This is a genomic window from Moritella sp. PE36 (assembly GCF_000170855.1).
Taxonomy (GTDB): Bacteria; Pseudomonadota; Gammaproteobacteria; order Enterobacterales; family Moritellaceae; genus Moritella.
The window spans coordinates 62,769-77,754 of sequence record NZ_ABCQ01000020.1 but is presented as its reverse complement, the minus strand read 5'-3'; the positions used below and the strand labels follow the sequence as shown (position 1 = coordinate 77,754).

Below are 14,986 nucleotides of genomic sequence, written 5' to 3'. Positions count from 1 at the left end.
CGAGTATATGCCCATGTTGTTACAGATGTTGTGAGTTTAATTAATCAACACTTTGAGTTAATTTACAACGTGCTTAGGTCAAATGATGACGTAAAGCGAACTGTTTGAGTTAATTAGGCTTTTGATATTTACAACGACCCCAAGCTTATATATTATCTCCATTGCTGCGGAGGGGTGGCAGAGTGGCCGAATGCACTGGTCTTGAAAACCAGCAGGGGTTAATAGCTCCTCGAGAGTTCAAATCTCTCCTCCTCCGCCATCTATATAGAGAAGCCGGTACTTATTCATTAAGTACCGGCTTTTTGCTTTCTGATTTCTGTACTGACCTAGAAAGTTGGAATTCCATTTCCAGAAAAGCTAACTTTAATATTATTCATCGTACTCAGATCGATATCTTCCCAGTTATTTAATTTTATGGTCCAAGTTGTAAAAGGAGTTGGCATAAAATAGTTTAGCGCATAATCAGATGCTATCGCTCCACTTGTCAGGATATTCACTTCTTGTGTTTGACTATTTACCAAATTGTAAATGATTCTTCTAAACAATGGCCTAGCTGTAAAAGTGTAATTATCTTGATACCTTCTATCCTGATAAGTACCACTCGATAGTAAGTCAATATTATACAAACCTGTTGGTAGTCCAGTGCCCTCGATAAGAATACTGGCTTCATCCAACCTTACCCTGTCGAAATCTGAAAATATGGTGCTATTTAATGGTAACGTGAAATGTAAAATACCCGTATTTTTAAATTCTTCTAATTTATCGGAGCCATTAATGTTATGCACAATCGACGTAAAGTCTTGAGGTCGTGGGTAAAACCGATCCAAACTAGCCGCTTCCTGCTCACGCATAAAAGCAAGATCTTGTGTATAAGCAGCAAATGACTTGTTTAAAGAGGCTGTGACAACACTCTCTTCTAAAGACCAGTAAGCAAAAGCAGATTGATAATTGGCAAGCGCGATAAACATAGGGCGTTTAAGGTTACTCAAGGTTCTGAAAAATGCGCCTTCTAATGCGTACACGGCACTGGCATCGTCATCAATTGACGAAATAAGCGCGGATACTCGGTTGATATTCGCCGCATTAACTTGACTCGCAATTCTTAAATCAATCTGTCTAGATAACTCTTGTGCCAAATTAATCTCTGTTGCTGAAATCGCTTTTGCCTGAGCAGCCAGTCTTTCCAGCTCCGCAAGGTAATGGGTAGCGCCACCAACACCTGCACTAATCACACTCGAAAAGTCAGCTCGAGCATCAATGAGAAACTCATCCCACACAAGGTTTGATGCTTCCACTGTTGGTACCGTGTGCTGAATAGTATTATAGAATTTTGCAATATCATCGACTACAACTTGATATTTTACATCGTTAGAAAAAGTGTCGATTGCTGCCAGCGATTCTTTAATCTCACGCTGCCTTTTCGCAATGACGTCTAACCTTTTCTTTAATAAAATTATTTTTGTACCTAAATCAGGCAAAGTGGCTATAAATTTGATTAAACCACTGGGATCTCCTCCTGCAGACCCTGCAATAGCGGTACCTGCATTGGCGATTGCACTGACTACATCAAACACCGTTTGAATGGTTGCCCGGTCTGCAAACGTTTCTAAACCCTGCCTAAAAGTAATTTGAGATTTAAGTATATTTGTTTCTTGGCCTTGATAGTTAGCGGTTTGCTGAATAAGGGATTCTCTTAATTGATTAACTTGGCTAACCGACCTGTCAATAATCGCAAACTCTGCATTACTGACACCCTGCAAGTCTTCAAGCATAAGTCCGGCAAGTTGCTTACGATCTGCAAGCACTATATTTCTATCAATATAGTTTTGATATTTATCTTCATAGGCCCCCATCGCATCTAAATAACTCGCATATGTATATTCATACATATCATGGCTTAAGCCCGGAACATAATGAGGGTTATTGTAAGAAAGTTGGATGAATTGCTTTAAGTTTGATACTTGTAAGTAGAGCGACTTTAATTCTACGTTTTGAGCAATCGTGACAGGCATGAACCTCAATACGTTTTCAACCCAGTCAAGCATCGTTATGCTAAGTTCTGGTGCGTTATCAAAAATAGATGCTGCCATATCAAAAGAATGATTAAAAACAGCTAAGTATGGGGCACTATCAATGGCGATCAAGCCGTCTATTTCACTCTTTATTACGCTCTTATTATATACCGTTTCTGAGATAGTATAAATTTCACCAAAACCATCCGTTACCGGCACCACAATATCAAACTCATAACCAGAAGGAAGTAGGGTGATCACGTTGATATTATCATTGATGTTTTTTGCAAATATACCTAGGCTCACTGAATTCGAGGTTCTTGCATCTATATTTAATGTGATGGCACTATCGCCGGTAATATTCCGAGCAAATATAAATAACCGTTGATTCGTCAAGTTTGTTATAACACTTTCAGTTACAACAAGTGTATCCGCTACAATAACGATTACATTCGGTTTATTAGTACCACTCGTTAATGAATAATCATTCAAAATGGTACTTAAATCTAACTGCATACCAGAGACTAAATAAGACTGACCATCATTGACTATCGTTTTTTCAGTAACGCTATCTGGTAAATTTTTAGGTTGTGGCAGCTTATAATAATTAAGCCATTCAGTCGCGTTAACTGCAAAGCTAAATAACAAACTTAGTGTGATAATAAAAGCGTTTAAAACCTTCATCTTACATCCTTATAATCATAGATATATTACTAATATGGAACGTTAATATTGAAAATTAACATTGAATACTGATTGAGCCGATATAGGCCGTTGCAGCTACTTATCTAACCCCATATAGCGTTAGATAAATAACGTTAAATAAACAGTGTTAATAGATCGCTTTAATCCATGATCACATAAGCGTTCTGCGCAAACCTTCTTGCTTTGGTGCTTATCTCCAGCCATTTCGGACCTACCACGCCAGCCAGTGGGCTACTGACAATACCAGCAACCAGTAAATTTGCATTTCTTAAGGCATCTTCACTGTCTAATGAATTTAACGATGTAGTGAGCGAGTCGAAGTCACTTTCTAGACCCTGCCAATGCAGTTGTACTTTTTTAAGCTGAGGTAATGCATTTTCAATATGTGTCAGCATTTCATTGATGTTTGAGTGAGCGATTTCATAAGAAGCGGCAAGGTTAACGGCATGTTCTAAACTTGCATTTGCCGCATTTATTTGATTGTTTACATCTTCAATCAAATTATCTAACCTGACTTTTCTAGCGCCTTCAATACTGCCACAAATAGTTAAAACAAGCGGACCACCTATTGCACAGAGGCCAATATTACGTTTCGCTTCACTCAGATCGCTCCTGTAACCTGCTATTTCACTGTTTAGCAGGCTGATGTTATTTCTTAACGTACTAATCGAATCACTGCTGAGTAGTGTAGAGAAATCACCTTCAATAACATCAAGTTGTGCTTTCTGTGCTTCAACGTCTGCGGCAAACTGTTTTAGATCCTCAACGGCTTTTGTTGTGGCTTGCTGTTGGATAGTTGTAAAGTTTTTCAGTACACCTAAAAAGGACAGTGCAGCATCACGATTGGTCGCGGCAGCAGAAAGATTAAACGCGAGGGCGTTTTGTTGTAGCTGGGTAAGTTGATTCATCAAGGGCAGGATAAGTTGTGGGTGTATATCGCCGTAGTTTGCAAGTTGTAATGCTAAATCAACAATGCTTGGGTAAATGTTGGAGTTCCAATCATGACCTGACTGATTAATGTTGGTAAATTCAGTTAACAAATTCTGATATTCATAGCTAAAGTCATCATCAGCAGGGAATTTTGTTAATGTGCGTAAAGACGCTTCTGTTTTGGGTAATGCGATGGCTGCCGTTGCGTAGGCTTGAATTTGATACCACTCAGTGGTTGAAAGTAAGGATGTATCTGATCCAGTATCAAGAAATAATGAATCACCTGCAAAGTCCCCTTGGATCGTATCATAATCAAGTGGCGGAATTTCAGTGATGGTTTGTGCATGCAATAATGTAGATCCAACAATAGATAAAGCAAGTAAGCTGATTTTAAAACCACGGAGTTGTTTATTTGTTTTCATTTTCATTTGGCTGTTCCCTTAGATAAATATCATTTTATTTTTTAAGGTTTAAGAAATATTAATCCTTTTCGGCGATAGGAATATGCCAGAGCGATATAATTGTTTTTGGAACACAGGTCGATATTTGATGTGTATAAATAACTTTTTATTGCATTTATTTCTATTTATAAATATAAAGGTATTGATTAGTAAGGGTTTTGTTTTTATTTTTACTATGCGTGAAGCGAGGTTTTTTTCATTATTTAGTACAATTTATCGCAGTGGTAGATACATAAACAGGATTGGTTTTAAAAATAACTTTAAATTTATTTAAACATTGTAAATCTTCAGATCTCTCCTATGTAGGAAAAGATTAGATTCGAATTATATAAATTATGGCATTCGTTATTTCATAAAATATTTAATATAAAGATATAGCTATATTTATACTTTTAGGTTATATAATAATTAGCATCTAAGATTCTAATTATTATAGTGTTAACTTATTTTATTATCCTGATAGAGGGTTCCTTTTATGACATACAAAATTTCAAATGATGTCATTTTTTGTAAAATAAAAGCGAATCTTAAAAGTCCAGACAGTACGCAGAAATTAAGTTCATCAGAAAAAGAAATTATTGACTTGTTATGTAGCAAAAATGGCGCGGTTGTTTCTAAAGAAGCGCTGAAGGTTATAGGCTGGCCAGGGTTGGAAGTAACCGATCAATCTTTAACACAAGCTATCTATTCGCTAAGAAAAAAATTAGCGTTATGTGGCGCTGATGATGTTATCGCGACTGTATTTAATCAGGGCTACACCGTTAAAAATGCGGCGGTATTATCGGAGGATGCGTTATCTTTACGACCGCACCTTATCTATAAGTTAAAAGTCTATAAGATCAAAGCGACAAATATACTGCTATTTTTCATTTTTTTACTATTACCCTACATACTCTATGAACAGTTTCTACACAGTGAAAGTAATAATGAAGAATTGGGTTTCTTGTCTCCTCATACAAACTATATACATAATGGCAACTACCTTACATTTATCTCAAATGAGAATATAAACAAAGATAGAAAAGTTATGATTGAAATGTTCTCTGATAAAATACCAACTAAAAGTAAGGTATTTTCTTTTATGACCAATGATAAAACCTATATTCTAGCTTGCCCATTAAGTAATAATGCTACTACGTGTGACAGTACTGTAAGCAAAGTATTAGAATTACCTGCCAATGAAGAGAACATAGCGGCGAATAAAGTGAAAGAGTGGTTCTCATTACAGCAAAAAATAAAAAGTGAACTGCCGCTATTTACAGGGGTAATGATGAGCTCGACTAACTATATGTTTGTTGATGAACAACTCACCATAACGGATAAAATGCGCTTTATTTTCGATTTTAACAATCAGGTCGAAAGCGGATTTAAAAAATTCAAGATTAAAGATAAAAAATATGAAGGGAAGTATAAAGGCTCTATATTATATTCAAAGAAATCAGATACAAAAAATACCTTTATTAGTCGTAGCGGTGATTTTACTTTCAGTTTTGATAACAACGTCGGTACAACAGCGTTAATTATGCAAAATAGAACAATAGACATCATCCCTTTTAATCGTATTATGAAAGAAAAATGTAGCAAAAAAATTACAGAACGACGTGTCATTTGGAAGGTTGAAGAATGGGGGAATCAATCTCTATGGGTATCTGTCTCTTCTAATAAGATGTGGTGATTTGAAGAAAACCCACTGTATTAGGATTGTTACAGTATTTAGCACCACTTTCTGAGTGTATTTGGCTCTACACGGACCCGCTTTGGCTTTCTGTATTGCGATACACACTGCACAATGTTACTAATAGTAACTCTATTCCCCCATTGATTATTCAGACTCCTTATGACCGATGCTAAGTTCACCCAAGGCTCTACTTTGTCGCATATTATTTATATGAGCTCGACGGGCGCTATCGGTTTAACCTGTCTATTTTTAGTCGATTTACTGGACCTTTTTTATCTCAGTTTATTAGGTGAGCAACACTTAGCCGCCGCTGTGGGTTATGCGGGGACGGTGGCCTTTTTCACCACCTCAATCTCAATTGGTTTATCTATTTCGATGGGCGCATTGGTATCAAAAGCCTTAGGGCAGGGTAAGCGGGAGAGTGCGCGGTCTTATGTGACTAACATCAGTATCGTGACCATTTTTGTATCGCTGATTATCATGCTATTAACCTGGTTCAATATTGAATATCTGCTGGCGTTATTGGGGGCCAAAGGCGAAACCTTACGTTTGGGTACTGTGTACTTACAAATTCTGGTGCCGTCGATGCCATTGATGTCGGTTGCGATGGCGCTTGGCGCAAGCTTACGCGCGGTCGGGGATGGTAAATTATCTATGTTATCAACCATTGGCGGCGGCATCGTTAATGCGATATTAGACCCCATTTTCATTTTCACCTTAAGCATGGGCATTGAAGGCGCAGCGATTGCCAGTGTCTTGTCGCGTTGTGCGGTGTTTGCGTTGGCGTTCTATGGCGTTTACTCCAAGCATAAACTGCTAAGTAGTTGGTATATTGACAGTTTTAAAGCGCAATTACCCTTTATTATGGCGATTGCCTTGCCTGCGATGTTAACCAATATTGCCACGCCGATTGGTAATGCTTTTGTTACCCGTAGTATTGCCGAATTTGGTGATAGCTTTATGGCGGGTTATGCCACTATTAACCGTATTCTTCCGGTGGCGTTTGGGATGATCTTTGCGTTGTCGGGTGCGATAGGGCCGATCTTAGGGCAAAATTATGGCGCTAAATTAATCCCGCGGGTACGTCAAAGTCTCAAAGACGCGTTATGGTTCTGCTGTGGTTATGTGGTTGTGGTGTCTTTGCTCCTATTTTTAATTGAAGATTATCTGATCAGTGCTTTTAACCTTACCGGTGATGCGGTGGAAGTGGTGACGTTATTCTGCCGTTTATTGGCATTTACCTTTATCTTTAATGGCATGATGTTTATTGCCAACGCCAGTTTTAATAACCTGGGAAAACCCAAGTATTCGACTTGGTTTAATATGGGCAAAGCCACATTGGGTACTATCCCATTTGTACTGGTTGGTGCCGAAATTGCGGGTGTTAAGGGCATATTAATTGGTCAGGCGGTAGGGTCTGTGTTCTTTGGTATTGCTTCGATCATGCTGGCATTTAAGTTAATCAAACAAAAAGAATGTGAAACCGATCGCGATAAAGAATTTGCCAATAAACTGACCAAAGTTACTGAGGTTACTGAGGTTACTAAGGTTACTGAGGTTACTGAGGTTACTAACGGTACTGAGATTATCAGGGTCGCTGAGATGCCAGAGATAGCAACGACGTCTACGGTGAATGCGTTATCTTCTGAGTGTTCACAGTTTGGTATGTACAACGAAGAGTACGACAGTAAAGGCAGTAATTTGTTATTGGCGGATAATGATAACAACGCTAAACCGTAATTATATATAATGTGAATTATTCCTGTTCAAAGCGAAGTAATGATATTCGGATCCTAGGTTGCATTACGCAGTTACTTTAATCAACCGGATAAATCAAGCCGAACACAGTGCTACTGCTCTTGACGTATTCATTAAAATGGAAAATTTATGTTGCATCAAACTGTTATACAAATCCGCGGACAAGTAAATAAACTCGTGCCTATTCCACTGCCTAAGCTGATTGAAGGCGAGGGTGCAATTACCCAAACGGCACAGGCATTAACAGCACTGGGTGGTACTAAACCGCTGATTGTAACTGATGCGATGTTAGTAAAGTTAGGCATAGCGAAGCAGTTAACTGACGCATTGGATGCTGAGAATATTGCCTATGCATTGTTTGACGAAGTTACGCCAGATCCAACCTTGTCGCTTATCGGTAATGGTTGGCAGCAGTACAAACAATATGGTTGTGACAGTGTGATTGCATTAGGTGGCGGTTCGCCGATGGATTGCGCCAAAGCGATTGCGGCGTCAGCGGTTAAAAATGTGGATGCTAGAAAATTGGTCGGCATGTTACGTGTGCGTAAAGCATTGCCACCATTTATCGCTATTCCAACAACTGCAGGAACCGGTTCTGAAGCGACCGTTGTTGCTGTTGTGACGGACCCAGACAAAAAGAAAAAATTTACTATTGTTGATCCTAGTTTAGTGCCCGCAGTTGCGATCCTTGATCCGCTGTTAATGCTGGGACTTCCCGCTAAAATCACGGCTGAAACCGGTATCGATGCGTTAACCCATGCCGTTGAATCTTATATTGGTTTTCATGCGACAGAGCAAACCAAAGCATACGGTTATGATGCAGTAAAACGTATTTTTGCTAATCTACCAACCGCGTATGCAGATGGCAGTAATATCGAAGCGCGACGCCAAATGTCGATTGCGAGTTTTAATGCGGGCGTGGCGTTTACCCGGGCATCGATTGGTTATGCACATGCGATAGCCCATCAAATGGGGGGGTATTATCATATTCCTCACGGCCTTGCTAATGCTGTGATCTTACCGTATATCCTTGATTTCTCATTTGAGAATGCATTATGTCGTTATGCTGAATTAGCGATTGCCGCAGGGTTAGCGACCAGTGACGATTCGCAAGTTGCAGCGGCACATAAGTTTGTTGCGGGCGTGAAAGCGTTGAACAAAACGTTAAATATTCAAACAGATTTCCCAGAGCTTAAAGCCAGTGACATACCTGAACTTGCTAAGCGTGCAGTGAGAGAGGCGTATTGTGATTACCCTGTGCCGAAACTGATGAACAGAACACAATGTGAAGATTTATTGAAGAAGCTAGTGTCTGCTTAATGCTTTTCTTTAGTATTTTTTTTTAGTACTTTTCTTCAGTACCCGCTGATAAGTGATTCAAGCGGCTAGAAGAGGTGACATTCATAACGGGGATAATTGTTGTTGTGAATGTCATTGTTTTTAAATGCACATGTCTAAGCGATTATTCGTCGCGAGTCAGTACTTCTAACAATTCAATTTCAAAACTTAGGTCTGAATGCGCAGGGATCATTGAACCCATTTTACGTTCGCCATAAGCTAACTCTGATGGCACGAATAACTTACGTTTACCGCCCACTTTCATGCCCATAATGCCTTGATCCCAACCTTTAATCACACGGCCAGTACCAATCACACACTGAAACGGTTTACCTTTGTCGTAAGACGAATCGAATTGGGTACCGTCATTTAAAAATCCACGGTACTGGGTAGTGATCAAAGCGCCCTTAACGGCTTCTTTGCCTTCACCAATGTTGATGTCTGTTATTTGTAGTTCTGTCATAGTGTTAATCTCATTAAGGGTCATCGAGGTCCATTTTTAGTCGTTAACTAATGTTGGTCTCGGTGCTGCAGGAATGCGGGGATATTATCATTAATTGCTTTCGAGTGTATCCAGAATATGAGTCCTCACGATGAAAAATAAACAGTCAGTTATAATTAGTAGACAAGATCCTTGTTAATCTCGAGCCTAATAACAAAGCTGTGTGCTCAATGACAAAGCTATGTGCTCAATGGGGGGAATATGCCAAGATTATTTACTGCTATAGAAGTCGCTAATGATGTCGGTCATCAATTGAACAAGCTTTTTCCTAGGACAGAGCAGATCCCTGTTCAGGGGGTAAAACACATAACAGTGAGGTTCATCGGTAATGTCACTGAAGCGGAAGCGTCAGCTATTGAGCTAGAATTAATATCGGTAAATGTTAAGCCGTTCAACTTGATGCTGGCTGGCTGTCAATTTTTCAAATCTCGTGGTGCCAAATCCATTTTCGTTACCAGTGTCATACCAACTGGGGCGCTTACTGATCTTCATCAACACATATCTAGGGTACTACTGCATCGCGGAATAAAAAATGAGGAACGTACATACGTGCCACATATTACACTCGCCCGCATTAGTAGGCCGAGTGATGCCTTGATGGATTCACTATTAGCGAAGGGGAAGAGTGTGTCAACCGTGTTATCTGTTACTGGGTTTGTATTGTATTGCGCTGAGCACGATCCAACACCAATATATATCAAGCGTAGGGAGTACATATTTACTAAACTTAATGGATGATTTGTAATTAAGCCCGCATTGATGATGATTTTAACGCTAAAAAAACCACTGTTATTGATTATATTATGCTGCGTGCCATGGTTCTGCAGCCGTTTAGCATTCGCGGAGACCTTATTGACGGGGGAAAGTGAAGGCATGCAGTTTCGTGTTGAAAAAGTGGCACAAGGCCTAGGTGTACCTTGGGGTATGGCCTTTTTAAATTCATCACAAATCATTTTTACTGAGCGCAGCGGTAAGATAAAAATATTAACGCTTGCGCCCCTGTTTACGTCCCAAGCAACCGCCAGCATAATCGAACTGCAGGGAGTGCCGATAGTCAACGCGACTGAGCAAGGAGGCATGCTGGATGTCGCGGTGCCTGACGACTTTAAACCCGGAGACTGGATTTATTTCACTTACAGTAAACGTCATCAAGCTAGTACCGTGACTACTTTGGCGAGGGCCAAACGTAACGGCCAGCATTTGTTGCAATGGACTGAATTGTTAGTGACTCGTTCTGCTACCGATACCAGCCGGCATTTTGGCAGCCGTATTACCTTTGATGACAAAGGGCACCTGTTTTTTACCGTGGGCGATCGAGGGGTACGCAGTAATGGCCAAGACTTGTCGACGCATGCAGGCTCAGTATTAAGGCTGAATCGAGATGGCAGTGTGCCGGCAGACAATCCTTTTGTTGGCGTTAAAGCGACGCTGCCAGAAATATGGAGTTATGGTCATCGCAATCCGCAGGGTCTTGTTTATGACAGCGAGAATAACCGTTTGTGGATGATTGAACATGGACCTCGGGGTGGTGATGAGATCAATCTGATTGCTGCGGGCGCAAATTATGGCTGGCCGGTGATCTCTTATGGCAAGGAATATTGGGGGCCATTTCAGGTGGGGGAAGGAACGCATAAAACGGGCATGGAGCAACCGGTTAAGTATTATGTACCTTCCATTGCCCCTGGTAGTTTACTGCGCTATTCCGGTAACGCGTTTCCGAAGTGGCAGGGCAATTTGCTGGCGGGTGCGTTAAAACTTACCCATATTAATCGCATTAGTTTGGATACCCAAGGCCATGCCGTAGGCGAAGAACGTTTGTTGCAAGACCTCAATGAACGGGTGCGTGCGCTTGCAGAAAGCCCTGAAGGTTGGTTGTATTTTTCTACCGACAGTGGTCTTATTTTGCGGTTGAGGCCATTGCAGGACTAGTGTTGTCAAATTGGGGTGGATAGAAGCGCTATAACTGTAATACTGATAGGTAGGGTTGTATTTATTGTAGGTGTTAGAAAATGGCAGATTCTCAATGCAAAATCATTATGACTAAGTATTCTATCGGTGACTTAGTCCATCACAAATTATTTGATTATAGAGGGGCCGTTATTGACATAGACCCGTATTTTCAATTACCTGAAGAATGGTATGTAGCTGTCGCTCGCAGTCGGCCGCCGAAAGATCAACCTTGGTATCATGTCATCGTCAATGATTCGACAAAATTGACTTATGTGGCAGAGCAAAACTTAGAAGTTGACCCGAGTGGAAACAAAATAAATCACCCTATGGTCAAAAAACTATTTACTGATTTGCAAAATGGACACTATATGAATGCCAACAAAGCCAACTGATGGTCTTGTTGAAAAGAAGCTAGGACTGAGTAACATCAGTCCTTTATTGTATCTATGACGTTAATGCCTGACGTAAGAAACCGTGGTTATCCGCTAACTGTTGGGTTGCGGTATCATAATCAACGCCGTTGAGTTCCATTAAAATGGCAGACTTTACGTGTTGATTGGCTTGTACTAATAGCGCTTGTGCACGTTCACGCGCTACGCCTGTCACATCCATGATGATATTTTCACTGCGGATGATGAGTTTCTCATTCGAGGTTTTCACATCGACCATCAAGTTCTGATAGACTTTTCCGGTTCGGACCATCGCCCCGGTACTGAGCATATTAAGCACGAGTTTCTGTGCTGTCCCGGCTTTCATACGACTTGAGCCTGTTAAGACTTCAGGGCCGACAACAGGTGTGATGGCAATTTTAGCAATGCTAGAGATAGGGGCATCGTTATTACAGCTGATCGCGATGGTGTCACAGCCGAGTTTATTGGCAAACGTTAAACCACCTATTACATAAGGTGTGCGTCCAGATGCGGCGATACCTACGACAACATCTTGCGGAGTTAATTGGATTTTCGCCAAGTCGACTTGCGAAGCGTTTACATCATCTTCTGCGCCTTCTTGCGCTTTAAACATGGCTGCCTCACCACCGGCGATAATACCTTGTACTTGCTGGTGGCCAACACCAAAGGTTGGTGGACATTCTGATGCATCCAACACACCTAAACGGCCAGACGTGCCTGCACCAATATAAATTAACCGTCCGTTTTGTTGAAAGGCATGGGCAATAACATCAATTGCCGCCGCAATGAGGGGCAGTTCAAGTTTGATGGCTTGTGTGACTTTGCCATCTTCACTGTTGAATAACTTAACAAGTTCCAATGTTGAAAGTTGATCTAGGTTAGCACTTGCAGAATTTCTTTGTTCAGAAGTAAGCGATTTAATATCCATAGTAACTACACTCATACAGCACGAGACGCAGGGTCTAATGAAAGGATTGATGGTGATGATTCTAAAACAGAAGTGTAGAGAATGCTAGGGAGTTTATTTCGCTGTGCGATCATCATTATAGTGACGATGACTAGCGCATTCGCTGCTGACTTATTGCATAAACTCAAGCCGGTTTTATGTGTTGGTGAGAATAGCTCAATCAGTCAATTACAGGGGCAGGGCAAGCGCTCGCCTTTTGTTAACAAGCGCAGCCAACGATCCTACCGCAGCGATAAGGTGTTTACGGTGCAAGGCGTGGTGACTAAGCTAAAGCTTGGGCGAAATGCCGGCTTCTTTATGCAGCAAACCACGGCAACGACACTAAGTCTTGCTTCAACCGGTATCTTTGTGAGCACAGGTGCGATTGCAAATATTAAACTTGATAGCCGCGTCTGCGTGACCGGATTTGTGGAAGAATATTATGGCATGACGCGATTACAAGTGACTGCCGACATCACTATCCTCGATATTGCTGTTGATAGTGTTGTTGATAGTGTTGTTGATAGTGTTGTTGATAGTGTTGCTGATCGCGCGGTGAGGGTAAAACCAACCAACATCATGGTCGCGACTGCGGATGAAAACTTTAGTGAAACCTTAGAGCGTTATGAAGGCATGAAAGTACGCTTGGTCAACATCACCGATATGCGCGTGACTAAACCCTTGTATTATGATCGTCGTTGGCAAAATTACAATATGATCCTTAGCCACCGACAGATTAATATTCATCCTAACACCATGGCCTTTCCTGGTAGCATCCATGCCGACCAGCAAGCATTAAAGAACAAGCAGCGGCGATTGTATTTACAGTTAGCAGCTGGGCGCTCTCTCACTTCAGACCTAGACTACATGCGGGTGAACGACAGGGTATCGGGTATTGTTGGAGTTATCGATTTTAGTTATGGCGAGTTTCGACTACTGGTCGATAATGGATTAGCTCAAGCGCAGTTTAAACATAGCAATGACAGGCAGAGTTTAGCGCCACGAACCCGTGAGCATCTTCGTATTGCCAGTTTCAATTTACTCAATTATTTTAATCGCGCAGCGGGTGGCAGCAATAATCCATTACGACAAAACCGTGGTGCGACGACATTGTCTGCACTGCGTAAACAAGAGACGCAATTGCGTGACACCCTGGTGGTATTGGATGCTGATTTTATTGGTTTGATGGAAATGGAGAATAATGGTTTTGGTCAGCATTCTGCGATAAGGCGATTGTTAGACTTAGTGAATCAAGCGATACAAGATCCCAGTAAACATTATGCCATGGTCAAACCGCGTAAATCAGACTTACATCAAGGACGTTATTTGGGAACTGGCGCTATCACTGTGGCTGGGTTTTATCGGCCAACTCAGCTCAAACTGGTTAATACGCGCGTCATTCAGTTACCGATACAGCGTAGCATGCTAGGCAACGCTTATCACCGCCCAGCGCTAACACCGACATTTATCCGTGTCAGCGATAATCACAGTCAAAGTAAACGCCTGACTATTAGTGTGAACCATTTTAAATCTAAAGGCTCCAAGTGTGTTGAAGATAAGCAGCGTGCGGCCATGCTGAAAAAACTAAAGCGTAAGCGCAATGAAGATCAGCAATCATTACGCGCATGGCAACAGGCAAAGCGAACGTTAGCTCAAGATAGGCAAGGGCATTGCGCGCAGTTTAGAACGACAGCGGCGAGTGTATTGGCACAAGCGTTAGCCAGTGAGTCGGGCAGCAAGATTATTCTGGGTGACTTAAATAGCTATCCTAAAGAAGATCCACTTTTAGTATTAACTGACTATGATGTTGCGCGTTATGCTTATTATAAAATAGCCCACAGTGACTATAACTACTTGGGAACAACCTTGCTTAATACCAAAACGAAAACTGGATATGGCTATCACGATCCATTCGTTAATCAACCGGATACTGGCTGGACTTATTCTTTTAAGGCATTGGGACGCTTAGATTACATCTTATTAAGTCCGGATCTGTTATCGAGCTTAGTGACGCAAAAAATATGGCACATTAACGCAGCTGAAAGCCATTTTGTTAATAACAGTAGGCAATCTAATAGTAATCGAGGCTTAAATAATAGTCGTCTTGGCGTTGGTATTGGTGTCGGTGCAATGCGCAATATGGCGTCAGTTTTTTCGTCTTCAGATCACGAACCTTTGTTTATTGAACTGAAATAAATCCAATGAGATGGCATAATATAGCGGGATCTTAGCTAAACGCAGCCATAACCTTGTATTATACGACCACTTAATATTAGGGTGCTCGGTATTCTAGTGA

The 14,986-nt window shown here is 41.1% G+C and carries 11 protein-coding genes and 1 tRNA gene; 8 read left to right on the top strand and 4 right to left on the bottom strand.

The features are described 5' to 3' along the window. Positions 1-168 precede the first annotated feature (168 nt). Positions 169-259 (top strand) — tRNA-Ser (locus tag PE36_RS12895). Positions 260-326: 67 nt separating this feature from the next. On the opposite strand, the gene PE36_RS12890 is transcribed toward PE36_RS12895, so the two are convergent. Both PE36_RS12890 and PE36_RS12885 read right to left on the bottom strand, forming a co-directional pair. Next, on the bottom strand, positions 327-2,696 hold the full coding sequence (locus PE36_RS12890; RefSeq protein ID WP_006032482.1) for a hypothetical protein: 2,370 nt from the start codon (positions 2,694-2,696) through the stop codon (positions 327-329). Positions 2,697-2,857: 161 nt separating this feature from the next. Further along, positions 2,858-4,075: an alpha-xenorhabdolysin family binary toxin subunit A gene (locus PE36_RS12885; protein ID WP_006032481.1), complete on the bottom strand. Its 1,218-nt coding sequence runs from the start codon at positions 4,073-4,075 to the stop codon at positions 2,858-2,860. A gap of 508 nt (positions 4,076-4,583) precedes the next feature. Between PE36_RS12885 and PE36_RS12880 the strand changes: the two genes are divergently transcribed. The 3 genes from PE36_RS12880 (at position 4,584) to PE36_RS12870 (ending at position 8,864) form a co-directional block, all read left to right on the top strand. Then, entirely contained in the window at positions 4,584-5,783 is a 1,200-nt protein-coding gene (locus PE36_RS12880) for a winged helix-turn-helix domain-containing protein (RefSeq protein ID WP_006032480.1), read from the top strand. 162 nt (positions 5,784-5,945) lie between these two features. After that, positions 5,946-7,526, top strand: a complete 1,581-nt coding sequence (locus PE36_RS12875) for an MATE family efflux transporter (protein WP_006032479.1) — start codon at positions 5,946-5,948, stop codon at positions 7,524-7,526. 147 nt (positions 7,527-7,673) lie between these two features. Continuing rightward, on the top strand, positions 7,674-8,864 hold the full coding sequence (locus PE36_RS12870) for an iron-containing alcohol dehydrogenase (RefSeq protein ID WP_006032478.1): 1,191 nt from the start codon (positions 7,674-7,676) through the stop codon (positions 8,862-8,864). Between the two features lie 142 nt (positions 8,865-9,006). Here the strand turns inward: PE36_RS12870 and PE36_RS12865 are convergent, their stop codons facing one another. Further along, the gene (locus PE36_RS12865; RefSeq protein WP_043994501.1) at positions 9,007-9,345 is read right to left on the bottom strand and encodes an FKBP-type peptidyl-prolyl cis-trans isomerase; all 339 of its coding nucleotides are present in this window, start codon (positions 9,343-9,345) and stop codon (positions 9,007-9,009) included. Positions 9,346-9,585: 240 nt separating this feature from the next. On the opposite strand from PE36_RS12865, the gene thpR reads away from it, so the two are divergent. From thpR to hspQ, 3 genes are all read left to right on the top strand, one after another. Then, entirely contained in the window at positions 9,586-10,122 is a 537-nt protein-coding gene (gene thpR / locus PE36_RS12860; protein ID WP_006032476.1) for an RNA 2',3'-cyclic phosphodiesterase, read from the top strand. 21 nt (positions 10,123-10,143) lie between these two features. Next, entirely contained in the window at positions 10,144-11,313 is a 1,170-nt protein-coding gene (locus tag PE36_RS12855) for a PQQ-dependent sugar dehydrogenase (protein WP_006032475.1), read from the top strand. A gap of 80 nt (positions 11,314-11,393) precedes the next feature. After that, entirely contained in the window at positions 11,394-11,726 is a 333-nt protein-coding gene (hspQ, locus tag PE36_RS12850) for a heat shock protein HspQ (RefSeq protein ID WP_006032474.1), read from the top strand. 52 nt (positions 11,727-11,778) lie between these two features. On the opposite strand, the gene murQ is transcribed toward hspQ, so the two are convergent. Next, on the bottom strand, positions 11,779-12,672 hold the full coding sequence (gene murQ, locus PE36_RS12845; protein ID WP_006032473.1) for an N-acetylmuramic acid 6-phosphate etherase: 894 nt from the start codon (positions 12,670-12,672) through the stop codon (positions 11,779-11,781). 81 nt (positions 12,673-12,753) lie between these two features. On the opposite strand from murQ, the gene PE36_RS12840 reads away from it, so the two are divergent. Further along, complete coding sequence (locus tag PE36_RS12840; protein ID WP_006032472.1) at positions 12,754-14,886, top strand: ExeM/NucH family extracellular endonuclease; 2,133 nt, start codon at positions 12,754-12,756, stop codon at positions 14,884-14,886. Positions 14,887-14,986 lie beyond the last annotated feature (100 nt).

Coding starts and splice junctions, on each gene's coding strand:
- PE36_RS12885 (WP_006032481.1), bottom strand. CDS start 4,075: ATGAAAATGAAAACAAATAAACAACTCCGTGGTTTTAAAATCAGCTTA.
- PE36_RS12840 (WP_006032472.1), top strand. CDS start 12,754: ATGCTAGGGAGTTTATTTCGCTGTGCGATCATCATTATAGTGACGATG.
- PE36_RS12870 (WP_006032478.1), top strand. CDS start 7,674: ATGTTGCATCAAACTGTTATACAAATCCGCGGACAAGTAAATAAACTC.
- hspQ (WP_006032474.1), top strand. CDS start 11,394: ATGGCAGATTCTCAATGCAAAATCATTATGACTAAGTATTCTATCGGT.
- PE36_RS12865 (WP_043994501.1), bottom strand. CDS start 9,345: ATGACAGAACTACAAATAACAGACATCAACATTGGTGAAGGCAAAGAA.
- murQ (WP_006032473.1), bottom strand. CDS start 12,672: ATGGATATTAAATCGCTTACTTCTGAACAAAGAAATTCTGCAAGTGCT.
- PE36_RS12890 (WP_006032482.1), bottom strand. CDS start 2,696: ATGAAGGTTTTAAACGCTTTTATTATCACACTAAGTTTGTTATTTAGC.
- PE36_RS12880 (WP_006032480.1), top strand. CDS start 4,584: ATGACATACAAAATTTCAAATGATGTCATTTTTTGTAAAATAAAAGCG.
- PE36_RS12875 (WP_006032479.1), top strand. CDS start 5,946: ATGACCGATGCTAAGTTCACCCAAGGCTCTACTTTGTCGCATATTATT.
- PE36_RS12855 (WP_006032475.1), top strand. CDS start 10,144: ATGATGATTTTAACGCTAAAAAAACCACTGTTATTGATTATATTATGC.
- thpR (WP_006032476.1), top strand. CDS start 9,586: ATGCCAAGATTATTTACTGCTATAGAAGTCGCTAATGATGTCGGTCAT.